The sequence below is a fragment of the Falsiroseomonas frigidaquae genome (assembly GCF_012163145.1).
Taxonomy (GTDB): Bacteria; Pseudomonadota; Alphaproteobacteria; order Acetobacterales; family Acetobacteraceae; genus Falsiroseomonas; species Falsiroseomonas frigidaquae.
In genome coordinates, this window is record NZ_JAAVTX010000004.1 from 430,755 (window position 1) to 452,646 (window position 21,892).

Here is a 21,892-nt window from a genome sequence, read left to right on the forward strand (position 1 = left end):
CCCTGTCATGCAGACCCCTCGCCTGCTCTGCCTTGCGCTGATCGCCACAGCCCTTTCCGTGCAGCAGGCACAGGCAGGCTGCGAATCCGGCAGGCCGCCGGCGCCAGATTTCGTGGTGACCGCGGACTCAGTGACGCCCAGCCTGGAACGGCGGCGCGTGACGCTCGAAATGGCGCGGGACGGCAGCGTGAAGGCCAACCTCTGGTCGGCCCCCGCTGCCTTCAACCCGCAGCTGCGCCCCGCCGCGGCCCGGCCTGCCGAAGGTGGCACCACCCAAGGCTGCTGGCGCATCGGGACGGTGACGCTGCATATCGAGATCACCGAACCCCGATTGTTCCTGGCCGAGGGGATGGAGCCGGGAAGCTGCCTGGAAAGGTCTGTACGCCTCGGCGCCGAGACGGCCTACCGCGCGACGCTGGGCCTCTTCCAGGCGATGCTGCGCAATGCAGGCCCGGGGATGATGCGCGACATGGCCGGCTTTGGCTGGGTCACCGCGACCGACCGAACCGATGTGGACGCCCAGATCACGGCCTGGGTTACCACGAATATCGCGCTGTTTGCCGCACCAATCACCGCCGCCCTCGTCGCCTCCGCGACTCATGGCGCCGAGACGGGGCAGAAGCTGGCGCAGTCCTTATGCCCAAGCTACCAGCAGGAACTCGCCCAATTTCTGGAGGCCGAGATGACCCGCCAGGGCATCCGCCGCCCAACCCTGTAGCCGCCCATGAAAAAGGGCGCCTCGCGGCGCCCTGTCTCAGCTTCGATAGGGAGGAGGCTTACGCCTCGTCCGCCTCGCTCGGCACCGTCTCCGGCCGCGGGCCGCTGTCGAGGCCCTTGGCCGCAACATCGCGTTCGATCAGCTCGATCACCGCCATGTCGGCCGCATCGCCGTAGCGCACGCCGGCCTTCAGGACGCGGGTGTAGCCGCCGGCGCGGGTCTTGTAGCGCTCCGCGATGGTGGAGAACAGCTTGTCCACTACCTTCGGGTCGCGGATCTGCGCATAGGCCTGGCGGCGCGCATGCAGGTCGCCGCGCTTGCCGAGCGTGATGATGCGCTCGACATAGGGGCGCAGCTCCTTCGCCTTCGGCAGGGTGGTGGAGATCTGCTCGTGCTTCAGCAGGGCGGTCGCCATGCTGCGGAGCATCGCGAGCCGATGGCTGGTGGTAACGCCGAGCTTACGGCCGGATACGCCGTGACGCATGGTCCTGTTTCCTTAGAGAACCCGAACCCCCGCCTTCAGCGGGGGCCCGGAATATTTGTGCAGCGCAGTTTCACACTCATAGTCGGGGAGCGTGACTGCCCCTCCGCCCGCCCGAGTGAGCCCTCAGAAGGGCTCCTCGAGCTTCTTCGCCAGATCCTCGATGTTCTCCGGCGGCCAGCCCGGCACGGTGATGCCAAGGCCGAGGCCCATGGAGGCGAGGACCTCCTTGATCTCGTTCAGCGACTTGCGGCCGAAATTCGGCGTGCGGAGCATCTCCTGCTCGGTCTTCTGAACCAGGTCGCCGATATAGACGATGTTGTCGTTCTTCAGGCAGTTCGCCGATCGGACCGACAGCTCCAGCTCATCGACCTTGCGCAGCAGGTTGCGGTTGAAGGGCAGATCGTCGCGGATCTCCTCCACCACACGCTGGCGCGGCTCCTCGAAGTTGATGAAGAGCTGCAGCTGTTCCTGCAGGATGCGGGCCGCGATGCCGACCGCATCCTCCGGCGTCACCGTGCCATCGGTCTCGACCGTCAGCACCAGCTTGTCGTAGTCGGTCTTCTGCCCGACGCGGGTCGGCTGAACCTGATAGGCCACGCGGCGCACCGGGGAGTAGATGGCATCGATCGGGATCAGGCCGATCGGCGCATCTTCCGGACGGTTCTCGCTGGCCGGCACGTAGCCCTTGCCGGTGTCCACCGTGAGCTCCATGGACAGCTTTGCGCCGTCATCGAGCGAGCAGATCACCAGGTCCGGGTTCGAGATCTCGATGTCGCCGGAGGTCTGGATCTGCCCGGCGGTGACTTCGCCCGGGCCGGTCGCGGTCAGCTGCAGGCGCTTCGGGCCATCGCCCTGCATGCGCACGGCGAGCTGCTTCACGTTCAGGACGATGTCCGTTACGTCTTCCCGCACACCCTGGAGGCTGCTGAATTCGTGCAGCGCGCCGTCGATGCGCACCGCCGTCACCGCCGCGCCCTGCAGGGAGGACAGCAGGATGCGGCGCAGCGCATTGCCGAGCGTCATGCCGAAGCCGCGCTCCAGCGGCTCCGCCACCAAGGTGGCCAGACGAGTCGGATCAGCGCCGAGCTCGACGTCCTTCTTGGTCTCGATCAGCGAACGCCAATTCTTCTCGATCACGGTCTATTCCCCTGCCCAGCCCCGGTCAGCAACGCGCGTCTGATCAGACGCGGCGCCGCTTGCGCGGACGGCAGCCATTGTGCGGGATGGGCGTCACGTCGCGGATGGCGGTGACGTAGAAGCCCACGGCCTGCAGCGCGCGCAGCGCGGATTCACGGCCCGAACCCGGACCGGAGACCTGGATCTCCAGCGTCTCCATGCCGTGCTCGCGCGCCTTCTTGCCGGCGTCCTCAGCGGCCACCTGGGCGGCATAGGGCGTGCTCTTGCGGCTGCCCTTGAAGCCCTGGCTGCCAGCCGACGACCAGGCGATGGCATTGCCCTGCGCGTCGGTGATGGTCACCACGGTGTTGTTGAAGGAGGCGAGGACGTGCGCCACGCCGGAAGAAATGTTCTTCCGCTCCTTCTTGCGGGGGCGGCTGCCGGCGCGGGGTTCGCGAGCCATCTTACTTCGTCACCTTCTTCTTGCCGGCGATCGCCACGGCCTTGCCCTTGCGGGTGCGCGCATTGGTATGCGTGCGCTGGCCGCGGACCGGCAGGCCCTTGCGGTGACGCAGGCCGCGGTAGCAGGCCATGTCCATCAGCCGCTTCTTGTTCATCGCCTCTTCACGCCGCAGGTCGCCCTCGACGCGGTATTCCCGGTCGATGAGCTCGCGCACGCGGAGGATCTCGTCATCCGTCATCTGGTTCACGCGGCGATCCTCGGGGATGCCGAGCTGCTCGCAGATCACCTTCGCGTTCTGCGGACCGATGCCATAGATGTAGCGGAGCGAGATGAGCACCCGCTTGTTGGTTGGGATGTTCACGCCGGCGATACGCGCCACGGTGCCTCTCTCCTCGTCGGGCCTACGGCCCGCTCAAAAAACAGGGCCTGGGGCCCGCTCAAAAAACTGGGCCTGCGGCCCGGATAAACACTAACCAGGCCCGCAGGGGCCCCGCCTACCCCAGACCTGATCCACGACTCTCGCGGAACGGCCCGAATCAGGCATGCAACGGCGAAGAGCGGCCGGAGGAACCTCCGGACCGCAGGGGCCGGGTGCTACACCGCCCCCCCTGCGGGAGTCAAGTCATACGGCCTTGGGGTCGAGGAGCGCGGCCAGTTGCCGCGTCACCTCGTCCATCTCGGCCATGCCGTCCACATGCTTCAGCTTCCCCTGTGCGGCGTAGTGCGGCAACAGGGGCGCGGTCTGCCGGTGGTAGGCCTCCAGGCGCGCAGCCACCGTCTCCGCCCTGTCATCAGCGCGGCGGGTGAACTCCGTGCTGCCGCAGACGTCGCAGATTCCGGTGACCTTCGGCGCCTTGAAACGGTCGTGGTAGCCCTCACCGCACTTGGCGCAGGTGAAGCGGCCGGCGATTCGCTCGACCAGCGCGGCATCGTCCACCTTCAGCTCGATCACCTGCTCCAGCGGCAGCGAACGCTCCGCCAGCATGCCGTCCAGCGCCTGCGCCTGCGGCACGGTGCGCGGAAAGCCGTCCAGGATGAAGCCCTTGGCGACATCCGGAGCCTGCACGCGGGCCGCCAGCATGCCGATCAGGATACTGTCCGGCACCAGCTCGCCGCGCTCCATGATCGCCTTGGCCTCGCGGCCAATGGCAGATCCCGACTTCACCTCGGCCCGCAGCATGTCACCGGTCGCGATCTGCACGACGCCATAGCGTTCTTCGAGCCGCTTTGCCTGCGTGCCCTTGCCGGCGCCCGGGGGCCCCAGCAGAATCAACCTCATCGCCCGCGTCCCCCGGGTTGCGTGCCACGGCCACCGAGCCGAGCCTTCTTGATCAGCCCTTCATACTGATGGGCGAACAGATGTGACTGAACCTGCGCCACCGTGTCCATGGTGACGGAGACGATGATGAGCAGCGACGTTCCCCCGAAGTAGAAGGGCACGCCGTAGTTCGAAATGAGGATCTCCGGCAGGATGCAGACGACGGAGAGGTAGATGGCACCCACCGCCGTCAGCCGCGTCAGAACCCGGTCGAAATATTGCGCCGTCGGCAGGCCAGGCCGGATGCCCGGTACAAAGCCGCCATACTTGCGCAGATTGTCCGCCGTCTCCTGCGGGTTGAACACGACCGCGGTGTAGAAGAAGGCGAAGAACACGATCAGCGCCAGGTACAGCGCCATGTACAGCGGCTGCCCATGCGCCAGAAGGTTGGCGACATCCGTGACCCAGGACTGCTCAGTCTGATCGGTGCGGAAGGCCGCAAAGGTGGCGGGCAGCAGCAGCAGCGAAGACGCGAAGATCGGCGGCATCACGCCGGCGGTGTTCAGCTTCAGCGGCAGGTGCGTGTTCTCGCCGCCAAACATCCGGTTGCCAACCTGGCGCTTCGGATACTGCACCGGGATGCGCCGCTGTGCCCGCTCCACGAACACCACCAGGGCGATCACCAGCAGCGCGACGACCAGGAAGGCCATGATGAAGAAGGTGGACAGCGCACCGGTCCGGCCCAGCTCCAGCGTGCTGGCCAGCGCGGAGGGCAGGTTCGCGACGATGCCGGCGAAGATGATCAGGCTGATGCCATTGCCGATGCCGCGGGCGGTGATCTGCTCGCCCAGCCACATCAGGAACATGGTGCCGCCAACCAGCGTGATGACGCAGGAAACGCGGAAGAACCAACCCGGATCATGCACCGCCGCGCCGAAGCTGCCGCGCAGGCTCTCAAGACCCACGGCAATGCCGTATGCCTGGAAGATCGCGATGAACAGGCACAGGTAGCGCGTGTACTGGTTGAGCTTCTTCCGCCCCGACTCGCCTTCCTTCTTCAGGGCTTCCCAGGAAGGAATCGCGGCCGTCATCAACTGCACGATGATGCTGGCGGAGATGTAGGGCATGATGTTGAGCGCGAAGATCGTCATGCGACCAAGCGCACCGCCGGTGAACATGTCGAACATGCCCAGGATGCCGCCGCCCATCTGCTGGAGCAGCTCGGCCATCACGCCGGCATCGATCCCCGGCACCGGGACATAGGAGCCGATCCGGTACACGATCAGGGCGCCCAGGGTGAACCAAAGCCGATTCTTCAGCTCGGTCGCCTTGGCCAGCACCCCGAGATTCAGATTGGCCGCAAGCTGTTCGGCGGCGGACGCCATGTGCGATCCCTCCTCGCGAAAGCGGCGCCCCCATGCCACGCCGAGAAGGCAGGCCCGGGACGCCGCGTCGCAGCTATCCTAAAGTGCCGCCCAGGACCCAAGGGTGCAAGGGCGGCAACAGCCTTCCGAAGCTCAGGCTTCCTCGGCCTGGGCCTCGGCCGGCGCGACCAGGACGGTCAGCGTGCCGCCCGCGGCCGCGATCGCCGCAGCCGCCGCGGCGGAGGCGCCCGAAACCGTCAGCGTCACCGCACGCGTGATCTCGCCCGTGGCCAGCAGCCGCACGCCCGCGTAACGCGGCGCGGAGCGCACCACGCCGGAGGCCTGCAGCATCGCCTCGTCGATCGTCCCCTCGGACGGCAGACGCCCATCGGCGATCGCCTTGTCCAGCGCGCCGAGGTTCAACGGCGCGTACAGCTTGCGGAACGGGTTGACGAAGCCCCGCTTCGGCAGACGACGATAGATCGGGAGCTGACCGCCCTCGAACCCATTCAGCGTCACGCCGGTGCGGGCCTTCTGGCCCTTCACGCCGCGGCCGGAGGTCTTGCCCTTGCCGGAGCCAATGCCCCGGCCGATGCGCTTGAACGTCGGCCGGGCGCCGTCGTTGTCGCGGATTTCGTTGAGCTTCATGTTATTCCCCGTCCACCTTCACCAGGTGGGCGACCTTACGGATCATGCCGCGAACGGAGGGGGTATCCTCCAGTTCGCTGCTCCGCCGGATCTTGTTGAGACCGAGGCCGATCAACGTCTCCCGCTGACCCGGCTTCCGGCCGATGGGCGACCCGGTCTGGGTCACCTTCACGGTCTTCGTCGCGCCCTTGGGCGCGCCCAACTGGGCTTCCTCAGACATTCGCAGCAGCCTCCGGCGCCGCACCCTCGGCGGCGTCCTTGCGCGGACCGAGCAGGTCCGAGACCTTCTTGCCGCGGCGCGCTGCGACAGCCCGCGGGCTGGTGCAACGGCCGAGCGCGGCGAAGGTCGCCTTCACCATGTTATGCGGGTTCGTCGTGCCGGTGCACTTGGCGACGACGTCGCCCATGCCCAGCGTCTCGAACACCGCACGCATCGGACCGCCGGCGATGATGCCGGTACCGGCCGGTGCGGCGCGCAGGATGACGCGGCCGGCACCGAACTCGCCGACCTGGTCGTGGTGCAGGGTACGGCCCTCGCGCATCGGCACGCGGATCATCGTGCGCTTGGCACGCTCCGTCGCCTTGCGGATTGCCTCCGGCACCTCACGCGCCTTACCGGCGCCCCAGCCCACGCGGCCCTTCTGGTCGCCAACGACGACCAGCGCGGCGAAGCTGAAGCGACGGCCGCCCTTCACCACCTTGGCAACGCGGTTGATGGTGACGAGCTTGTCCTTCAGCTCATCCCCGTCCTGCCGGTCCTGCCGATTCTCATTGCGGTCACGACCGCGGCCGCGGCGACGATCGCCACCCTCACCGCCACCGCCGCCCTCGCCGCTCCTGGGTTCCCGTGCCATTCCCGAACTCCTCAGAAGGAGAGGCCGCCCTCACGGGCAGCCTCCGCGAGTGCCTTGACCCGGCCGTGATACAGATACGGCCCACGGTCGAACACCACTTCCACCACGCCGGCGGCCAGCGCACGCTCCGCCACCAGCTTGCCGACGGCCGCCGCGGCGTCCTTGTCGGCGCCGGTCTTCAGCTCTTCGCGCATCGGCTTCTCGATCGAGGAGGCAGCGGCAACGGTGCGGCCGGCCTTGTCGTCGATGATCTGCGCGTAGATGTGCTTGCCCGAGCGGAACACGGACAGGCGCACGCGCCCACCCGACTTCATCTTGAGCTGGTAGCGCAGCCGCGAACGGCGGCGCTCCGTCAGTGCGAGCTTCTTGTCGGCCATTACTTCTTCTTACCCTCCTTCCGGAGGATCACCTCGTTATCGTACCGCACGCCCTTGCCCTTGTAGGGCTCCGGGCCACGATACGCGCGGATCTCAGAGGCCACCTGGCCAACCTGGCGCTTGTCAGCGCCTTCCACCTTGATGGAGGTCGGCTTCTCGCAGGTGATCTTGATGCCCGCCGGGATCGGATAGCGGATATCGTGGCTGTAGCCGAGGTTGAGCACCAGCTCCTTCCCCTGCACCGCCGCACGATAGCCGGTGCCGGTGATCTCCATGTTCCGGGTGAACCCGGTGGAGACGCCCGTCACCATGCTCTGGATCAGGCTGCGCGTGGTGCCCCACATGGTGCGGGCCTTGCGGTCCGCGCCACGCGGCGCCACGGCGACTTCGCCGCCCTCGATGGTAACGTCCACCTCTTCCGTCAGGTCGAGCGAAAGCTCGCCATTCTTGCCCTTGGCCACGATCTTGCGGCCCTGCAGCGCCACCTGGACGCCTGCAGGAACCGGGACCGGATATTTACCGACGCGAGACATGTCTATCCTCCCGTCAGAACACGCGGCAGAGGACTTCGCCGCCAACATTGGCAGCGCGGGCCTCATTGTCGCTCATCACGCCCTTCGGCGTGGACAGGATGGAGATGCCGAGGCCGGAGTAGAACTTCGGCAGCTCCGCGATCTTGGAGTAGACGCGGCGGCCCGGCTTGGACACGCGTGCGATCTCCTTGATGGCGGGCTCGCCCTCGGAATACTTCAGCTCGATGCTGATCACCTTGATGCCCGGGCGCAGCTGCTCGGTCGCGAAGGCGCGGATGTAACCCTCGCGCTTCAGCACATCGAGCACACTCTCCCGCAGGCGGGAGGCCGGCGCCACGCAACGGCTCTGCCGTGCGCGCTGGGCATTTCGGATACGGGTGAGCATGTCACCCAACGGATCGGACAGCGACATTCGCGGCCCTCCTTACCAGCTGGCCTTAACCAGCCCCGGGATCTGGCCATTATTGGCGAGATCACGGAGCTGGTTACGGCTGAGCTTGAACTTGCGGTAGTTCCCGCGGGGACGGCCAGTAAGCTCGCAGCGCAGGCGCACGCGATTCTTGGCGCCGTTGCGCGGCAACTGCGCCAGCTTCAGCGTCGCCTCGAAGCGTTCCTCGACCGGCAGCTCGCGATCCATCACGACCGCCTTGAGGGCGGCGCGCTTGGGCGCATGCAGCTTCGAGAGCCGTTCACGACGCTTGTTCTTCATAACAGACGAGGTCTTGGCCATACCGTCTAAAATCCTCCGGAACCTGCCTGACGAGATGTCGGGCGGTTTTCCAAATCAGTTGGCGAAAGGAAGGTCGAACGCCTTGAGCAGGGCCTTCGCTTCCTTGTCGGTCTTCGCGGTCGTCACGAACTGGATGTCCATGCCGCGCACCGTGTCCACCTTGTCGTAGTTGATCTCGGGGAACACGATCTGCTCCTTCAGGCCCATGGCATAGTTGCCACGGCCGTCAAAGCCACGATTGCCCGGGATACCACGGAAGTCACGCACGCGCGGCAGAGCAATGGTCACCAAGCGGTCGAGAAACTCGAACATCCGGCCCTTGCGGAGCGTGACCTTGCAGCCGATCGCCTGGCCTTCGCGGATCTTGAAGCCCGCGATCGCCTTGCGAGCCTTGGTCTTCACCGGCTTCTGGCCGGAGATCGCCATCAGGTCCGCAACGGCGGCATCGAGCTTCTTCTGGTCGCCGGCGGCTTCGCCGACGCCCATGTTGATCACGATCTTCTCCAGCTTCGGAACCTGCATCGGGTTCTTGTAGCCGAACTCCTCGGAGAGCGCCTTGCGGATCTCATCCTCGTAGCGGCGCCGCATGCGCGGCTGCTCGGCCGGCGAGGCCTGCGCCGCACCAGCCTTGGCGACCGCGGCCGGAGAGGCCGGCGCAATGCGCTGCTCGCCACCCTTGGCGGCGGGCGCGGCGTTGCTCTTCTTCGGGGGCGTCGACTTGGCCGGAGCCTTGCCGCCCTTCTTGGTCCCGCTCATTGGTCAATCACCTCGCCGGAGGGCTTGGCCACGCGCACCTTGCGGCCATCCTCGAGCACCTTGAAGCCAACCCGCGTCGCCTTGCCGGACACCGGGTCGAGCAGCGCCAGGTTGGAGAGGTCGATCGGACCCTCCTTCTCGACGATGCCACCCGGCTTGCCCATGCCCTGCGGCTTGGTGTGGCGCTTCACCATGTTCACGCCCTGTACGAAGGCGCGGTTTTCCTCGGGCACGACGCGAATGACATCGCCCTTCTTGCCCTTGTCGCGACCGGCGAGAACCTCGACCCGGTCGCCCTTCTTGATCTTCGCGGCCATGGCCTTACAGGACCTCCGGCGCCAGCGAGATGATCTTCATGAACTTGCGCCCACGCAGCTCGCGCACGACCGGTCCGAAGATACGGGTCCCGATCGGCTCGCCCTGCTTGTTGATCAGCACCGCGGCGTTGTTGTCGAAGCGGATCGCGGTGCCGTCGATGCGCCGCACGGGGTAGGCCGTGCGGACGATGACGGCGCGATGCACCTCGCCCTTCTTCACCTTGGCGCGGGGAATCGCTTCCTTGACGGAAACGACGATGATGTCACCGACCGACGCCGTACGGCGCTTCGACCCGCCCAGCACCTTGATGCACTGGACGCGGCGCGCGCCGGAGTTGTCGGCGACGTCGAGGTTGGATTCGACCTGGATCATGCCCTGTCCGCCTCAGCTGGCCGAAGCAGGCGCATCGGCGGCCGGCTTGGCGGCGACGACCGGGGCATCGAAGCCCTCCGGACGCTCAACCGCATCACCGTTCCGCGCGACAACCAGCCACGACTTGTTCTTGCTGATCGGGCGGCATTCCTCGATCGACACCAGGTCGCCTTCCTTGCAGAGGTTCGCCGCGTCATGCGCTGCGTACTTCTTGGAACGGCGGATGAACTTCTTGTAGAGCGGATGCATCACGCGACGCTCGACCAAGACGGTGATCGTCTTGTCGGTCTTGTCGCTGACCACCCGGCCCGTGAGGACGCGCCTCGGCATCGCCCGAACCCCTTAAGCTTGCTTCGCCGAGACGCGGACGCGCTCGGTCATGATCGTCTTCGCCCGCGCGATATCCCGGCGAACTTCCTTGATGCGACCCGTCGCCTCAAGCTGGCCGGTGGCCCGCTGGAAGCGCAGGTTGAACTGCTCCTTCCGAAGGTTCACCAGCATCTCCTGCAGCTCGTCCGGGGTCTTGGCCCGCACGTCCGCGATCTTCGTCTGCGCCATCTCAGGCCTCCGCCGTGGCGCCGAGGCGCGTCACGATCTTCGTCTTGATCGGCAGCTTCGCCGCACCCAGCTCGAGCGCCTCGCGGGCGATGTCACCGGACACGCCATCCAGCTCGAACATGATCCGGCCCGGCTTCACCCGTGCCACCCAATACTCCGGCGCGCCCTTGCCGGAGCCCATGCGGACCTCGGCGGGCTTGGTCGAGACGGGAACGTCCGGGAAAATCCGGATCCAGACCCGCCCCTGGCGCTTCATGGCGCGCGTGATCGCACGCCGCGCCGCCTCGATCTGCCGCGCCGTCACCCGCTCGGGCTCCAGCGCCTTCAGGCCGAAACCGCCGAAGGTCAGGGTAAAGCCGCCACGGGCGATACCCTTGATGCGGCCCTTATGGGCCTTGCGAAACGTCGTGCGCTTAGGCTGCAGCATGATGCATTACTCTCAGCGCTGAGGCGCTTGTTCCGCGGCGCGCTTGTCCTGCGCCATCGGATCATGGGCCATGACCTCGCCCTTGAAGATCCAGACCTTGACACCGCAGGTGCCGTAGGTGGTCTTCGCGGTAGCGACGCCGAAATCGATATCCGCACGCAGCGTGTGCAACGGCACACGGCCTTCGCGGTACCACTCCATCCGCGCGATCTCCGCCCCGCCGAGACGGCCGGAGCAGTTGATGCGGATGCCGCCGGCGCCGAGGCGCATGGCGGACTGCACGGCACGCTTCATCGCGCGGCGGAACGCCACGCGGCGCTCCAGCTGCTGCGCGATGCTCTCGGCCACCAGGGTGGCATCGATTTCCGGCTTGCGGATCTCAACGATGTTCAGCGAGACCTCGGCCCCGGCCATCTTCGCCAGGTCCTTCCGCAGGTTCTCGATGTCCGCGCCCTTCTTGCCGATCACGACGCCCGGACGGGCGGCATGGATCGTCACGCGGGGCTTCTTCGCCGGACGCTCGATCACCACACGGGACACGCCGGCGCCCTTCAGGCGCTCACGCAGCGTCTTCCGCAGCTTCAGGTCCTCATGCAGCATCCGCGCGTATTCGTTGTCCGCGTACCAGCGGCTGTCCCACGTGCGGTTGATGCCGAGCCGGAGCCCGATCGGATTGACTTTGTGACCCATGTTACGCGGCCTCCTGCTGTGCCGCCGGCGCCGGAACAGTCTGCTCCGCCACAACGATCTTCAGATGGCTGAACCACTTCTCGATCTGCGAGGACCGGCCACGGCCCCGCGCATGGAAGCGCTTCATCACAACGGCGCGCCCAACCTCGGCCTTGGTGACGACCAGGCGGTCGACATCCAGACTGTGGTTGTTCTCGGCGTTGGCGATCGCGCTTTCGAGCGTCTTCTTCACCGTCTGCGCGATCCGGCGCTTGGAGAAGGTCAGCGTCGCAACGGCGTCCTGCGCCGTGCGGCCGCGGATCAGCCCCGCCACCAGGTTCAGCTTCCGCGGGCTGATGCGAATGTTCTTCGCAACAGCCTGCGCCTCGGTTTCTGCGAGCCCGCGCTCGTGCTTCGGCTTGCTCATGTCAGCCTCGCTTCGCCTTCTTGTCGGACGAATGTCCGGTGAAGGTGCGCGTCGGCGAGAACTCGCCGAACTTGTGGCCCACCATGTTCTCGTTCACCTGCACCGGGATGAACTTCTTGCCGTTGTAGACACCGAAGGTCAGGCCGACGAATTGCGGCAGGATCGTGCTGCGGCGCGACCAGATCTTGATGATCTCGTTGCGGCCCGAAGCGCGAGATGCCTCTGCCTTGTTGAGCAGGTAGCCGTCGACGAACGGCCCCTTCCAGACGCTGCGCGACATTGCCGTCAGCCCTTCGTCGCGTTGCGGCGCCGGACGATGAGCCGGTCCGTACGCTTGTTGTTACGGGTCTTGGCACCCTTGGTGGGCTTGCCCCACGGGGTAACCGGGTGGCGACCGCCCGAGGTCCGGCCTTCACCACCACCATGCGGGTGATCGACCGGGTTCATGACGACGCCGCGAACATGCGGACGGAAGCCCATCCAGCGAGTACGGCCAGCCTTGCCCATCTGCTGGTTGCTGTTGTCCGGGTTGGACACGGCGCCGATGGCAGCCATGCACTCGGCCCGCACCAGGCGAACCTCACCGGACATCAGCTTCACCTGCGCGTAGCCGGAGTCCTTGCCGACCAGCTGGCAGAAGGTGCCCGCCGAGCGAGCGATCTTGGCACCGGCGCCCGGCTTCATCTCCAGGCAGTGGATGATGGTGCCGACCGGGATATTGGCCAGCGGCATCGCATTGCCCGGCTTGATGTCGACCTTCTCGCCCGACACCACGCTGTCGCCCGCCTTCAGGCGCTGCGGCGCGATGATGTAGGCCAGCTCGCCATCCGCATACTTTAGCAGCGCGATCCAGGCGGAGCGGTTCGGGTCATATTCCAGGCGCTCGACAACCGCGGCCACATCATACTTGCGGCGCTTGAAGTCGACGATGCGGTAGGACTGCTTGTGTCCGCCGCCCCGGAACCGAACAGTGGTACGGCCGTGGTTGTTGCGGCCGCCGGAATGCGACTTGCCCTCGGTCAAACCCTTGACGGGCTTGCCCTTCCACAGATCCGACCGATCGACCAGCACCGTCCCGCGGAGGGACGCCGTGACCGGGTTGAAATTCTTCAATGCCATGGCGTTACGCGAGCCCCGTTGTGAGGTCGATGGTCTGGCCAGCCTGCAGCTTGACCACCGCCTTCTTCCAGTCGGACCGCTGGCCCTTGCGCCCACGGAACCGCTTGGCCTTGCCCTTCATCACCAGCGTGTTCACCGCCTCGACCTGGACGTTGAACAGCTTCTCGACCGCCTGCCGGATCTCCGGCTTGGTCGCATCCAGCGTCACCTTGAAGGTGACCTGGCTGCTCTCGTTCAGGCGGGTCGCCTTTTCCGTCACCACCGGCGCCAGGATCACCTGGTACAGGCGTTCCGCGGACAGGACCTTGCCGCGCGGCTTGGTTGCCGTCTCGCTCATGCCTCGGACTCCTTCTCGGCACCAGACAGATCGGCACCGTTCAGACGCTGGGCCAGAGCCTCGAGCCCGGCGCGCGTCACCGCGAGCACGTCGTGGTTCAGGATGTCGTAGACATTCGCGCCCACCGTCGGCAGCACGTCGATCTTCGGGATGTTGCGGGTGACGCGGGCAAAGCCCGCATCCACCGCCGCATCGATGACCAGCGCGCTATCCCAGCCCAGCGCCTTGAGCTGCGCCACCATGGCCGAGGTCTTGGCCTCGTCGGTCGCCGTCGCCGTGTCCAGCACGATCAGCTTGCCGGCCGCAACCTTGGCGGACAGCGCGCAGATCAGGCCGAGGCGGCGGACCTTCTTGTTCAGGTTGTAGCCGTGGTCGCGGACCACCGGCCCGTGCACGATACCACCCTTGCGGTACTGCGGCGCACGAAGCGAGCCCTGGCGCGCATTGCCAGTGCCCTTCTGCCGGTACGGCTTCTTGGTGGTGCCGGACACTTCGCCCATGCCCTTGACCTTATGGGTCCCGGCGCGGCGCTTGGCGAGCTGCCAATGCACCACGCGGGCCATGATGTCGGCCCGCGGAGCGACGCCGAACAGCGACTCCGGCAGGTCGACCTGGCCAACGGAGGCGTTGTCGAGATTGATGACAGGAAGCTGGATCGCCATGATTGTTACCCTTGCGCCCCAGCGTCTGCGACCACACCGGCCGGATACGGCGCATCGGCGTGGCGCGCGCGCTTCACAGCGTCCCGCACCAGCACGTAGCTGCCCTTCGAGCCCGGAACGGCGCCCTTGATCAGCAGAAGCCCGCGCTCCGCATCATGCCCAGCGATGACCAGGTTCTGCGTTGTCACGCGCTCGACGCCCATGTGGCCGGCCATCTTCTTGTTCTTGAAGGTCTTGCCCGGATCCTGACGGTTGCCGGTCGAACCATGCGAACGGTGGCTGACCGAGACGCCATGCGACGCCTCGAGGCCCGAGAAGTTCCAACGCTTCATGGCGCCGGCGAAGCCCTTGCCCTGCGTCACGCCGGTCACGTCGATCTTCTGGCCAGCGACGAAATGCCCGATGTCGAGCTTCGTGCCGGGTGCCAGAGTCGCGTCCTCAGCCACGCGGAACTCCACGGTCTTGCGCGGCGCTTCGACGCCGGCCTTCGCGAAGTGGCCCTTCTGCGGGTTCGTCACGTTCTTCGGCTTGGCAACGCCGATGCCGATCTGGACGGCGACATAGCCATCCTTCTCCATCGTGCGCTGCGCGATGACGCGAACGTTGTCGACATGCAGAACGGTAACAGGGACGGTGGACCCGTCCTCATTGAAAAGCCGGGTCATCCCCAGCTTCCGGGCGATCAGCCCGGAACGGCCCGTAACCTGACGGCCTGTGATGGACATAATGTCGGTCCTTTATCCGTCGCTCAGAGCTTGATCTCGACGTCCACGCCGGAGGCGAGGTCGAGCTTCATCAGCGCGTCCACGGTCTGCGGGGTGGGATCGACGATATCGAGCAGGCGACGGTGCGTGCGGATCTCAAACTGCTCGCGCGACTTCTTGTCGACGTGCGGCGAGCGGTTGACGGTGAAGCGTTCGATCTGCGTCGGCAGCGGGATGGGCCCGCGCACCCGCGCACCCGTCCGCTTGGCCGTGTTGACGATCTCCCGCGTGCTGCCATCCAGCACGCGGTGATCGAACGCCTTCAGGCGAATGCGGATGTTCTGGCTGTCCATGGCGCTTTGGCCCGTATCCCTTCTGTCGTCGCTTACTTGACGATCTTGGCGACGACGCCGGCGCCAACGGTGCGGCCACCTTCGCGGATCGCGAAGCGCAGGCCCTCATCCATCGCGATCGGCGCGATCAGCTCGACGTCCATCGTCACGTTGTCGCCCGGCATCACCATCTCGACGCCCTCCGGCAGCTTCACGATGCCCGTCACGTCCGTCGTCCGGAAGTAGAACTGCGGACGGTAGTTCGTGAAGAACGGCGTGTGGCGGCCGCCTTCCTCCTTCGTCAGGATGTACGCCTCGGCCGAGAAGCCGGTATGCGGCGTGATCGAGCCCGGGGCGGCCAGAACCTGCCCGCGCTCCACATCCTCGCGCTTCACACCGCGCAGCAGTGCGCCGATGTTGTCGCCCGCCTGCCCGCTGTCCAGCAGCTTGCGGAACATCTCGACGCCGGTCACCACCGACTTCACCGTGGTCTTCAGGCCGACGATCTCGATTTCCTCGCCAACCTTGACCACGCCCCGCTCCACGCGGCCGGTCACCACGGTGCCGCGGCCGGAGATGCTGAACACGTCTTCCACCGGCATCAGGAACGGCCGGTCCAGCGCGCGTGCCGGCTGCGGAATGTAGGCGTCCACCGCCTCCATCAGCTTCAGCACCGCCTGCTCGCCAATCTCCGGCTGCTTGTCTTCAAGCGCCATCAGCGCCGAGCCGTGGATGATCGGAATATCGTCGCCCGGGAACTGGTAGGACGAGAGCAGCTCGCGCACCTCCATCTCGACCAGCTCGAGAAGGTCCGGATCCGCCATGTCGACCTTGTTCAGGAACACCACCAGGGCCGGAACGCCGACCTGGCGCGCCAGCAGGATGTGCTCGCGGGTCTGCGGCATCGGGCCGTCGGCGGCCGACACCACCAGAATGGCGCCGTCCATCTGCGCCGCGCCGGTGATCATGTTCTTCACGTAGTCGGCGTGGCCGGGGCAATCGACATGCGCGTAGTGACGGTTCGCCGTCTCATACTCCACATGCGCCGTGGAGATCGTGATGCCACGAGCCCGCTCCTCCGGCGCCTTGTCGATCTGGTCATACGCCGTGAACGTCGCGCCGCCCGTCTTCGCCAGGATCTTCGTGATCGCCGCCGTCAACGACGTCTTGCCGTGGTCCACGTGCCCGATCGTGCCGATGTTGCAGTGCGGCTTGTTCCGCTCGAATTTCGCCTTGGCCATGATGTCAGGTCCTCAGGATCGGATCGTGTTACCAGCGGTAATGGCTGAAGGCCTTGTTGGCCTCTGCCATCCGGTGCGTGTCTTCGCGCTTCTTGACGGCGGAACCGCGATTGTTCGCGGCGTCCATCAGCTCGGCAGACAGGCGGTCTTCCATCGTGTGCTCGCCGCGCTTGCGGGCGCTGTCGATCAACCAGCGGATCGCCAGAGCCTGGCGCCGTTCCGGCCGAACCTCGACCGGCACCTGGTAGGTCGCGCCACCGACGCGGCGGCTGCGAACCTCGACGGCTGGCTTCACATTGTCCATCGCCTGGTGGAACACGCCCAACGGGTCGGCATTCGCACCGCCACGACGGCGCAGCGTGTCCATCGCGGCATAGACGATGCCCTCGGCGGTGCTCTTCTTGCCGTCGTACATCAGCACGTTCATGAAACGGGACAGCACGAGGTCGCCGAACTTGGGGTCCGGCAGGACTTCACGCTTGGTGGCGCTATGGCGGCGCGACATCTCTCAGTTCCTCACTTCGGACGCTTGGCGCCGTACAGCGACCGGCGCTGACGACGCTTCGCGATGCCCTGCGTGTCGAGCACGCCGCGCAGGATGTGGTAGCGGACGCCCGGAAGGTCCTTCACGCGACCACCGCGGATCAGCACCACGGAGTGCTCCTGCAGGTTGTGGCCCTCACCCGGGATGTAGCTCACCACCTCGTAGCCATTCGTCAGACGCACCTTGGCGACCTTACGAAGCGCCGAGTTCGGCTTCTTCGGCGTGGTCGTGTAGACGCGCGTGCAGACGCCCCGCTTCTGCGGGCTGCCCTGCAGGGCCGGAACCTTGTTCCGCTTCGCGATAGGCTCACGCCCCTGGGCGATGAGCTGGTTGATCGTCGGCATGACGCCCCTTCGTGCTCGTCTCGTCTGTCCCCCTGCGCCGCAAACAGGACGGCCCGCGTGGAAGGCCAAGTGGCATTCCCTGCGGGCACCTGTCCGACCCCCGGCCTAGGCTCCTGATGGAGCGGTGCCGGAAGCGCGTCGCTGGAGACCAAAATCAGCCCGGCCGTGTCAGCGCAGGCTGCGCCATATCCGACCAAGGTCGCGCCTAATATCCGGCGCCCTTGGTTGAGTCAAGCGAAGTGGCGCCCCCACAAGGTGAAGGCGCGCCACCCGCCAGCTATTCCGCCGCCCGGGCAGGCCCGGCCAACGGGGTCGGGGCCACCGGCAGGCGCCCCCGGTCGCGCTGCGCCGCCACGGCGCGCAGTTTGTTCATGACGGAGCCCGTGCCGGCCGGGATCAGGCGCCCGACGATCACGTTTTCCTTCAGACCCATCAGGTTATCCACCTTGCCGGCCGTGGCCGCCTCCGTCAGCACCCGCGTCGTCTCCTGGAAGGAGGCGGCGGAGATGAAGGAGGTGGTCTGCAGCGACGCCTTGGTGATGCCCTGCAGCACCGGCTCGGCGCGCGCAGGACGTTCCTTGGCAGCCAGGCGCTTCTCGTTCTCGATCTCGAACTCGATTCGCTCGACCGTCTCGCCCACCAGGTAGGTCGTGTCGCCCGGATCGAGAATCTCGACCTTCTGCAGCATCTGCCGGACGATGACCTCGATGTGCTTGTCGTTGATCTTCACGCCCTGCAGTCGGTACACGTCCTGCACTTCGTTGACCAAGTAGTTCGCCAGCGCCTCGACGCCCAGGACCCGGAGAATGTCATGCGGCACGCGCGGGCCGTCGACCAGCGGGTCGCCTGCCTTCACGTAGTCGCCTTCCTGCACGGACACATGCTTGCCCTTCGGCACCAGGTACTCCCGGGGCGTCGAGGGCTCGTCGCCCACCTGCTCCGGCACCACCAGGATGCGCCGCTTGGCCTTGTAGTCCTTGCCGAACTCCACGCGCCCATCGACGTCGGCGATGATCGCCGCATCCTTCGGACGCCGTGCCTCGAACAGCTCCGCCACCCGCGGCAGACCGCCGGTGATGTCGCGGGTCTTGGACGATTCGCGCGGCATGCGGGCGATGACGTCGCCGGCCGCCACTTCCTTGCCGTTCTCGATGGAGAGAATCGAGCCCGGCGGCAGGAAGGTGATCGCCTCGGACCCGTTCTCGCGCTTCACCACCTCGCCCCGCGCGTCGCGCAGGATCAGGCGCGGGCGCAGGTCGGCGCCGCGGCCGGTCGACTTGTACTCGACCACTTCCTTGAAGCTCAGCCCCGTCACCTCGTCGGTGCGGTCCATCAGGGTGATGTTCTCGAGCATGTCGGCGAATTCGACCTTGCCCTGGCGCTCGGTGATGATCGGCAGGGTGAAGGGGTCCCACTCGGCGATCTTCTGGCCGCGCGTGACGGTCTCACCCTCCTCCAGCAGCAACCTTGCGCCGTAGGGCACGCGGTTGCGGCCGCGCTCGCGCCCGTTCACGTCGTACAGAACCGCCTCGCAGTTACGGCTCATGACGATCGCGGCGTTGGAGCTGTTGATGACGACCTGACGGTTCAGGAACTTCACCGTGCCATCGGCAATCGCTTCGACCGCGGAGGTTTCCGCGCCACGCTGCGCCGCGCCACCGATGTGGAAGGTACGCATGGTCAGCTGCGTGCCCGGCTCGCCGATCGACTGCGCCGCGATCACGCCCACGGCCTCGCCGGTGTTCACCGGGGTACCGCGCGCCAGGTCGCGCCCGTAGCACATGGCGCAGACGCCGACCCGCGCATCGCAGGTCAGCACGGAGCGGATCTTCACCGCCTCCACGCCCGCCTTCTCGATCAGCTCTGCCTCCGGCTCCTCGACCAAGGTGCCGATCTTCACCAGCACCTGGCCATCGGCCGGGTCGATGACGTTCTCCTGGGTCGTACGACCCAGGATGCGCTCGGACAGGGAGGAAACGGTCTCGCCGCCATCCATCACGGCGCGCACGGTGATGCCGCGCTCGGTGCCGCAATCATCCTCGACGATGATGCAGTCCTGCGCCACGTCCACCAGGCGGCGGGTCAGGTAGCCGGAGTTCGCCGTCTTCAAGGCGGTGTCCGCCAGGCCCTTGCGGGCGCCGTGGGTGGAGTTGAAGTACTCCAGCACGGTCAGGCCTTCCTTGAAGTTGGAGATGATCGGCTGCTCGATGATCTCGCCCGAGGGCTTGGCCATCAGGCCGCGCATGCCGGCCAACTGGCGCATCTGCGCCGGCGAGCCACGCGCACCGGAATGGGACATCATCCACACGGAGTTGGCGGGCTTGCCGATCTCCTGCTTCATGATCTCCTTCATCATCGCCTGCGCCACTTCCTCGGTGCATCGCGACCAGGCGTCGACGACCTTGTTGTAGCGCTCGCCGGCGGTGATCAGGCCGTCGAGGTACTGCTGCTCGAACTCCTTCACCTGATCCTTGGTGCCGTTGATCATCGCGTCCTTCGTATCGGGGATGACCATGTCATCCTTGCCGAAGGAGATGCCGGCCATCGCCGCGTGCTTGAAGCCGAGGCCCATCAGGCGGTCGGCGAAGATCACCGACTCCTTCTGGCCGCAATGGCGGTACACGGCGTCCATGACGTCCGAGATGGACTTCTTGGTCAGCTGGCGGTTGATCAGGCTGAAGGGCACGGCCGGGTGCAGCGGCAGCAGCGCGCCCATGAACATGCGGCCGGCCGTCGTCACCGCACGCTCGGTGACGATGTTGCCGTCCTTGTCCGCGGCCTTGCGACGGGCGCGGATCTTGCTGTGGAGGTTAATCACGCCGGCGGCCAGCGCCTGCTCGATCTCACCGATCGAGGCATAGGCCGGGGCCTTCTGCTCCTCCGCCACCTTGAACTCGGGCGTCTCGAGCGAGAGGTAGTAGAGGCCGAGCACGATGTCCTGCGACGGCACGATGATCGGCTTGCCGTTCGCCGGGCTGAGGATGTTGTTCGTCGACATCATCAGCACGCGGGCTTCGAGCTGCGCTTCCAGGGACAGCGGCACGTGTACCGCCATCTGGTCGCCGTCGAAGTCCGCGTTGAAGGCGGTGCAGACCAGCGGGTGAAGCTGGATCGCCTTGCCCTCGACCAGCGTCGGCTCGAAGGCCTGGATGCCCAGGCGGTGCAGCGTCGGCGCGCGGTTCAGCAGCACCGGGTGCTCGCGGATCACCTCCTCGAGGATGTCCCAGACCTCCGGACGCTCCTTCTCCACCATCCGCTTCGCGGCCTTGATGGTGGTGGCGTGGCCGTACTTCTCGAGCTTCGAGTAGATGAACGGCTTGAACAGCTCCAGCGCCATCTTCTTCGGCAGGCCGCACTGATGCAGCTTCAGCTCCGGACCCACCACGATGACCGAACGGCCGGAGTAGTCGACGCGCTTGCCGAGCAGGTTCTGCCGGAAGCGGCCCTGCTTGCCCTTCAGCATGTCGGACAGCGACTTCAGCGGGCGCTTGTTGGCGCCCGTGATGGCACGGCCGCGGCGGCCGTTGTCGAACAGCGCGTCGACGGCCTCCTGCAGCATGCGCTTCTCGTTGCGCACGATGATGTCCGGCGCGCGCAACTCGATCAGCCGCTTCAGGCGGTTGTTGCGGTTGATGACGCGGCGGTACAGGTCGTTCAGGTCGGACGTGGCAAAGCGGCCGCCATCCAGCGGCACCAGCGGGCGCAGCTCGGGCGGGATCACCGGCACGACGTCAAGGATCATCCACTCCGGACGGGCACCGCCCTCCCCGAAGCTCTCCAGCATCTTCAGGCGCTTCACCAGCTTCTTGCGCTTGGCCTCGGAGGTGGTCTCCTTGAGGTCGGCGCGCAGCTGGGCGGCTTCCTTCTGCAGGTCGATGGCGGCGAGCATCTGCTTCACCGCTTCCGCGCCGATGCCGACGCTGAAGGCGTCTTCGCCGAACTCGTCCTGCTTGTTCTGGAACTGGTCCTCGGTCAGCAGCTGATGCAGCTTGAGGTCAGTCAGGCCCGGCTCCAAAACCACATAGGATTCGAAGTACAGGACCTTCTCCAGCTCCTTCAGCGACATGTCGACCATCAGGCCGACGCGGCTCGGGAGGGACTTCATGAACCAGATATGCGCGACGGGGCTGGCCAGCTCGATATGGCCCATGCGCTCACGGCGCACCTTGGCCAGCGTCACCTCCACGCCGCACTTCTCGCAGATGATCCCGCGGAACTTCATGCGCTTGTACTTGCCGCACAGGCACTCGTAGTCCTTGATCGGCCCGAAGATGCGGGCGCAGAACAGCCCGTCCCGCTCCGGCTTGAAGGTACGATAGTTGATCGTCTCCGGCTTCTTGATCTCGCCATAGGACCAGGAGCGGATCTGCTCCGGCGAGGCGATCGAGATGCGGATCTGATCGAAGGTCATGGCCTGGCCGGTCTGGCCGAGGATCTTCATCAGTTCGTTCATGCGGTCCACTCCGTCCGGCGCGTCAGCCCAGGGCCTCGCGCCACGAAAAGGGAGAGACCCGCGCCAGCCGAAGCCGGCGCGGGG

At 66.3% G+C, this 21,892-nt stretch carries 32 protein-coding genes; 1 reads left to right on the forward strand and 31 read right to left on the reverse strand.

All coding sequences use genetic code 11. The annotated features are described in order from the left end of the window. The first annotated feature begins 7 nt into the window (after positions 1 to 7). On the forward strand, positions 8 to 718 hold the full coding sequence (locus tag HB662_RS14620) for a hypothetical protein (RefSeq protein WP_168050542.1): 711 nt from the start codon (positions 8 to 10) through the stop codon (positions 716 to 718). Between the two features lie 58 nt (positions 719 to 776). Here the strand turns inward: HB662_RS14620 and rplQ are convergent, their stop codons facing one another. From rplQ to rpoC, 31 genes are all read right to left on the reverse strand, one after another. Beyond that, on the reverse strand, positions 777 to 1,202 hold the full coding sequence (rplQ, locus tag HB662_RS14625) for a 50S ribosomal protein L17 (RefSeq protein WP_168050543.1): 426 nt from the start codon (positions 1,200 to 1,202) through the stop codon (positions 777 to 779). Between the two features lie 123 nt (positions 1,203 to 1,325). Further along, entirely contained in the window at positions 1,326 to 2,339 is a 1,014-nt protein-coding gene (locus HB662_RS14630; protein ID WP_168050544.1) for a DNA-directed RNA polymerase subunit alpha, read from the reverse strand. 43 nt (positions 2,340 to 2,382) lie between these two features. Further along, positions 2,383 to 2,781, reverse strand: a complete 399-nt coding sequence (rpsK, locus tag HB662_RS14635; protein WP_168050545.1) for a 30S ribosomal protein S11 — start codon at positions 2,779 to 2,781, stop codon at positions 2,383 to 2,385. A 1-nt stretch (position 2,782) separates the two neighbouring features. Then, the gene (gene rpsM, locus HB662_RS14640; RefSeq protein ID WP_168034741.1) at positions 2,783 to 3,160 is read right to left on the reverse strand and encodes a 30S ribosomal protein S13; all 378 of its coding nucleotides are present in this window, start codon (positions 3,158 to 3,160) and stop codon (positions 2,783 to 2,785) included. A 243-nt stretch (positions 3,161 to 3,403) separates the two neighbouring features. After that, on the reverse strand, positions 3,404 to 4,060 hold the full coding sequence (locus HB662_RS14645; protein WP_168050546.1) for an adenylate kinase: 657 nt from the start codon (positions 4,058 to 4,060) through the stop codon (positions 3,404 to 3,406). Continuing rightward, a complete protein-coding gene (secY, locus tag HB662_RS14650; RefSeq protein ID WP_168050547.1) occupies positions 4,057 to 5,424 on the reverse strand; it encodes a preprotein translocase subunit SecY in 1,368 nt (455 codons plus the stop codon). Before secY ends, HB662_RS14645 begins: the two co-directional genes overlap by 4 nt. A 132-nt stretch (positions 5,425 to 5,556) precedes the next feature. Beyond that, on the reverse strand, positions 5,557 to 6,051 hold the full coding sequence (rplO, locus tag HB662_RS14655; protein WP_168050548.1) for a 50S ribosomal protein L15: 495 nt from the start codon (positions 6,049 to 6,051) through the stop codon (positions 5,557 to 5,559). Between the two features lies 1 nt (position 6,052). Next, positions 6,053 to 6,271 carry a 50S ribosomal protein L30 gene (rpmD, locus tag HB662_RS14660; RefSeq protein ID WP_168050549.1) on the reverse strand — a complete coding sequence of 73 codons (219 nt, stop codon included), beginning with the start codon at positions 6,269 to 6,271 and terminating at the stop codon, positions 6,053 to 6,055. Further along, complete coding sequence (gene rpsE / locus HB662_RS14665; RefSeq protein ID WP_168050550.1) at positions 6,264 to 6,905, reverse strand: 30S ribosomal protein S5; 642 nt, start codon at positions 6,903 to 6,905, stop codon at positions 6,264 to 6,266. The genes rpmD and rpsE overlap by 8 nt, the downstream gene beginning before the upstream one ends. An 11-nt stretch (positions 6,906 to 6,916) precedes the next feature. Next, positions 6,917 to 7,282, reverse strand: a complete 366-nt coding sequence (gene rplR, locus HB662_RS14670) for a 50S ribosomal protein L18 (RefSeq protein ID WP_168050551.1) — start codon at positions 7,280 to 7,282, stop codon at positions 6,917 to 6,919. After that, positions 7,282 to 7,815, reverse strand: a complete 534-nt coding sequence (gene rplF, locus HB662_RS14675; protein ID WP_168050552.1) for a 50S ribosomal protein L6 — start codon at positions 7,813 to 7,815, stop codon at positions 7,282 to 7,284. The genes rplR and rplF overlap by 1 nt, the downstream gene beginning before the upstream one ends. Before the next feature lie 13 nt (positions 7,816 to 7,828). Beyond that, on the reverse strand, positions 7,829 to 8,227 hold the full coding sequence (rpsH, locus tag HB662_RS14680; RefSeq protein WP_168050553.1) for a 30S ribosomal protein S8: 399 nt from the start codon (positions 8,225 to 8,227) through the stop codon (positions 7,829 to 7,831). Positions 8,228 to 8,239: 12 nt separating this feature from the next. Then, positions 8,240 to 8,545, reverse strand: coding sequence for a 30S ribosomal protein S14 (rpsN, locus tag HB662_RS14685; RefSeq protein WP_168050554.1), 306 nt, complete (start codon positions 8,543 to 8,545; stop codon positions 8,240 to 8,242). Between the two features lie 54 nt (positions 8,546 to 8,599). After that, positions 8,600 to 9,133, reverse strand: a complete 534-nt coding sequence (gene rplE, locus HB662_RS14690) for a 50S ribosomal protein L5 (protein WP_168050874.1) — start codon at positions 9,131 to 9,133, stop codon at positions 8,600 to 8,602. 164 nt (positions 9,134 to 9,297) lie between these two features. After that, complete coding sequence (gene rplX, locus HB662_RS14695; RefSeq protein WP_168050555.1) at positions 9,298 to 9,618, reverse strand: 50S ribosomal protein L24; 321 nt, start codon at positions 9,616 to 9,618, stop codon at positions 9,298 to 9,300. 4 nt (positions 9,619 to 9,622) lie between these two features. Continuing rightward, complete coding sequence (rplN, locus tag HB662_RS14700) at positions 9,623 to 9,991, reverse strand: 50S ribosomal protein L14 (RefSeq protein ID WP_168034753.1); 369 nt, start codon at positions 9,989 to 9,991, stop codon at positions 9,623 to 9,625. 12 nt (positions 9,992 to 10,003) lie between these two features. Next, positions 10,004 to 10,321, reverse strand: a complete 318-nt coding sequence (gene rpsQ, locus HB662_RS14705; protein ID WP_168050556.1) for a 30S ribosomal protein S17 — start codon at positions 10,319 to 10,321, stop codon at positions 10,004 to 10,006. Positions 10,322 to 10,333: 12 nt separating this feature from the next. After that, positions 10,334 to 10,549 carry a 50S ribosomal protein L29 gene (rpmC, locus tag HB662_RS14710; RefSeq protein ID WP_168050557.1) on the reverse strand — a complete coding sequence of 72 codons (216 nt, stop codon included), beginning with the start codon at positions 10,547 to 10,549 and terminating at the stop codon, positions 10,334 to 10,336. Position 10,550: 1 nt separating this feature from the next. Continuing rightward, positions 10,551 to 10,976 carry a 50S ribosomal protein L16 gene (rplP, locus tag HB662_RS14715; protein WP_168050558.1) on the reverse strand — a complete coding sequence of 142 codons (426 nt, stop codon included), beginning with the start codon at positions 10,974 to 10,976 and terminating at the stop codon, positions 10,551 to 10,553. A 12-nt stretch (positions 10,977 to 10,988) separates the two neighbouring features. Beyond that, on the reverse strand, positions 10,989 to 11,666 hold the full coding sequence (gene rpsC, locus HB662_RS14720; RefSeq protein ID WP_168050559.1) for a 30S ribosomal protein S3: 678 nt from the start codon (positions 11,664 to 11,666) through the stop codon (positions 10,989 to 10,991). Between the two features lies 1 nt (position 11,667). Further along, positions 11,668 to 12,072: a 50S ribosomal protein L22 gene (gene rplV / locus HB662_RS14725; RefSeq protein ID WP_168050560.1), complete on the reverse strand. Its 405-nt coding sequence runs from the start codon at positions 12,070 to 12,072 to the stop codon at positions 11,668 to 11,670. Between the two features lies 1 nt (position 12,073). Next, positions 12,074 to 12,352 (reverse strand): 30S ribosomal protein S19, encoded by a 279-nt coding sequence (rpsS, locus tag HB662_RS14730; protein WP_168050561.1) that lies wholly within the window; start codon positions 12,350 to 12,352, stop codon positions 12,074 to 12,076. Between the two features lie 5 nt (positions 12,353 to 12,357). Then, positions 12,358 to 13,191 carry a 50S ribosomal protein L2 gene (rplB, locus tag HB662_RS14735; RefSeq protein WP_168050562.1) on the reverse strand — a complete coding sequence of 278 codons (834 nt, stop codon included), beginning with the start codon at positions 13,189 to 13,191 and terminating at the stop codon, positions 12,358 to 12,360. A gap of 4 nt (positions 13,192 to 13,195) precedes the next feature. Next, entirely contained in the window at positions 13,196 to 13,492 is a 297-nt protein-coding gene (locus tag HB662_RS14740; protein ID WP_437169150.1) for a 50S ribosomal protein L23, read from the reverse strand. Positions 13,493 to 13,524: 32 nt separating this feature from the next. Continuing rightward, positions 13,525 to 14,184, reverse strand: coding sequence for a 50S ribosomal protein L4 (gene rplD / locus HB662_RS14745; RefSeq protein WP_171970252.1), 660 nt, complete (start codon positions 14,182 to 14,184; stop codon positions 13,525 to 13,527). Positions 14,185 to 14,195: 11 nt separating this feature from the next. After that, the gene (rplC, locus tag HB662_RS14750) at positions 14,196 to 14,915 is read right to left on the reverse strand and encodes a 50S ribosomal protein L3 (protein WP_168050565.1); all 720 of its coding nucleotides are present in this window, start codon (positions 14,913 to 14,915) and stop codon (positions 14,196 to 14,198) included. 23 nt (positions 14,916 to 14,938) lie between these two features. Next, positions 14,939 to 15,247, reverse strand: coding sequence for a 30S ribosomal protein S10 (rpsJ, locus tag HB662_RS14755; RefSeq protein WP_092961082.1), 309 nt, complete (start codon positions 15,245 to 15,247; stop codon positions 14,939 to 14,941). 32 nt (positions 15,248 to 15,279) lie between these two features. Continuing rightward, complete coding sequence (tuf, locus tag HB662_RS14760) at positions 15,280 to 16,467, reverse strand: elongation factor Tu (RefSeq protein ID WP_168050566.1); 1,188 nt, start codon at positions 16,465 to 16,467, stop codon at positions 15,280 to 15,282. 28 nt (positions 16,468 to 16,495) lie between these two features. Further along, positions 16,496 to 16,972 (reverse strand): 30S ribosomal protein S7, encoded by a 477-nt coding sequence (gene rpsG, locus HB662_RS14765; RefSeq protein WP_168050567.1) that lies wholly within the window; start codon positions 16,970 to 16,972, stop codon positions 16,496 to 16,498. An 11-nt stretch (positions 16,973 to 16,983) separates the two neighbouring features. Beyond that, positions 16,984 to 17,355 carry a 30S ribosomal protein S12 gene (gene rpsL, locus HB662_RS14770; RefSeq protein ID WP_168034994.1) on the reverse strand — a complete coding sequence of 124 codons (372 nt, stop codon included), beginning with the start codon at positions 17,353 to 17,355 and terminating at the stop codon, positions 16,984 to 16,986. 277 nt (positions 17,356 to 17,632) lie between these two features. After that, on the reverse strand, positions 17,633 to 21,808 hold the full coding sequence (rpoC, locus tag HB662_RS14775; RefSeq protein WP_168050568.1) for a DNA-directed RNA polymerase subunit beta': 4,176 nt from the start codon (positions 21,806 to 21,808) through the stop codon (positions 17,633 to 17,635). Positions 21,809 to 21,892: the final 84 nt, after the last annotated feature.

Excerpts from the sequence above, each read along its gene's own strand:
- HB662_RS14620 (WP_168050542.1), top strand. The coding sequence starts at position 8 with ATGCAGACCCCTCGCCTGCTCTGCCTTGCGCTGATCGCCACAGCCCTT.
- rplQ (WP_168050543.1), bottom strand. The coding sequence starts at position 1,202 with ATGCGTCACGGCGTATCCGGCCGTAAGCTCGGCGTTACCACCAGCCAT.
- rpsK (WP_168050545.1), bottom strand. The coding sequence starts at position 2,781 with ATGGCTCGCGAACCCCGCGCCGGCAGCCGCCCCCGCAAGAAGGAGCGG.
- HB662_RS14645 (WP_168050546.1), bottom strand. The coding sequence starts at position 4,060 with ATGAGGTTGATTCTGCTGGGGCCCCCGGGCGCCGGCAAGGGCACGCAG.
- secY (WP_168050547.1), bottom strand. The coding sequence starts at position 5,424 with ATGGCGTCCGCCGCCGAACAGCTTGCGGCCAATCTGAATCTCGGGGTG.
- rplO (WP_168050548.1), bottom strand. The coding sequence starts at position 6,051 with ATGAAGCTCAACGAAATCCGCGACAACGACGGCGCCCGGCCGACGTTC.
- rpmD (WP_168050549.1), bottom strand. The coding sequence starts at position 6,271 with ATGTCTGAGGAAGCCCAGTTGGGCGCGCCCAAGGGCGCGACGAAGACC.
- rpsE (WP_168050550.1), bottom strand. The coding sequence starts at position 6,905 with ATGGCACGGGAACCCAGGAGCGGCGAGGGCGGCGGTGGCGGTGAGGGT.
- rplR (WP_168050551.1), bottom strand. The coding sequence starts at position 7,282 with ATGGCCGACAAGAAGCTCGCACTGACGGAGCGCCGCCGTTCGCGGCTG.
- rplF (WP_168050552.1), bottom strand. The coding sequence starts at position 7,815 with ATGTCTCGCGTCGGTAAATATCCGGTCCCGGTTCCTGCAGGCGTCCAG.
- rpsH (WP_168050553.1), bottom strand. The coding sequence starts at position 8,227 with ATGTCGCTGTCCGATCCGTTGGGTGACATGCTCACCCGTATCCGAAAT.
- rpsN (WP_168050554.1), bottom strand. The coding sequence starts at position 8,545 with ATGGCCAAGACCTCGTCTGTTATGAAGAACAAGCGTCGTGAACGGCTC.
- rplE (WP_168050874.1), bottom strand. The coding sequence starts at position 9,133 with ATGCGGCGCCGCTACGAGGATGAGATCCGCAAGGCGCTCTCCGAGGAG.
- rplX (WP_168050555.1), bottom strand. The coding sequence starts at position 9,618 with ATGGCCGCGAAGATCAAGAAGGGCGACCGGGTCGAGGTTCTCGCCGGT.
- rplN (WP_168034753.1), bottom strand. The coding sequence starts at position 9,991 with ATGATCCAGGTCGAATCCAACCTCGACGTCGCCGACAACTCCGGCGCG.
- rpsQ (WP_168050556.1), bottom strand. The coding sequence starts at position 10,321 with ATGCCGAGGCGCGTCCTCACGGGCCGGGTGGTCAGCGACAAGACCGAC.
- rpmC (WP_168050557.1), bottom strand. The coding sequence starts at position 10,549 with ATGGCGCAGACGAAGATCGCGGACGTGCGGGCCAAGACCCCGGACGAG.
- rplP (WP_168050558.1), bottom strand. The coding sequence starts at position 10,976 with ATGCTGCAGCCTAAGCGCACGACGTTTCGCAAGGCCCATAAGGGCCGC.
- rpsC (WP_168050559.1), bottom strand. The coding sequence starts at position 11,666 with ATGGGTCACAAAGTCAATCCGATCGGGCTCCGGCTCGGCATCAACCGC.
- rplV (WP_168050560.1), bottom strand. The coding sequence starts at position 12,072 with ATGAGCAAGCCGAAGCACGAGCGCGGGCTCGCAGAAACCGAGGCGCAG.
- rpsS (WP_168050561.1), bottom strand. The coding sequence starts at position 12,352 with ATGTCGCGCAGCGTCTGGAAGGGGCCGTTCGTCGACGGCTACCTGCTC.
- rplB (WP_168050562.1), bottom strand. The coding sequence starts at position 13,191 with ATGGCATTGAAGAATTTCAACCCGGTCACGGCGTCCCTCCGCGGGACG.
- rplC (WP_168050565.1), bottom strand. The coding sequence starts at position 14,915 with ATGTCCATCACAGGCCGTCAGGTTACGGGCCGTTCCGGGCTGATCGCC.
- rpsJ (WP_092961082.1), bottom strand. The coding sequence starts at position 15,247 with ATGGACAGCCAGAACATCCGCATTCGCCTGAAGGCGTTCGATCACCGC.
- tuf (WP_168050566.1), bottom strand. The coding sequence starts at position 16,467 with ATGGCCAAGGCGAAATTCGAGCGGAACAAGCCGCACTGCAACATCGGC.
- rpsG (WP_168050567.1), bottom strand. The coding sequence starts at position 16,972 with ATGTCGCGCCGCCATAGCGCCACCAAGCGTGAAGTCCTGCCGGACCCC.
- rpsL (WP_168034994.1), bottom strand. The coding sequence starts at position 17,355 with ATGCCGACGATCAACCAGCTCATCGCCCAGGGGCGTGAGCCTATCGCG.
- rpoC (WP_168050568.1), bottom strand. The coding sequence starts at position 21,808 with ATGAACGAACTGATGAAGATCCTCGGCCAGACCGGCCAGGCCATGACC.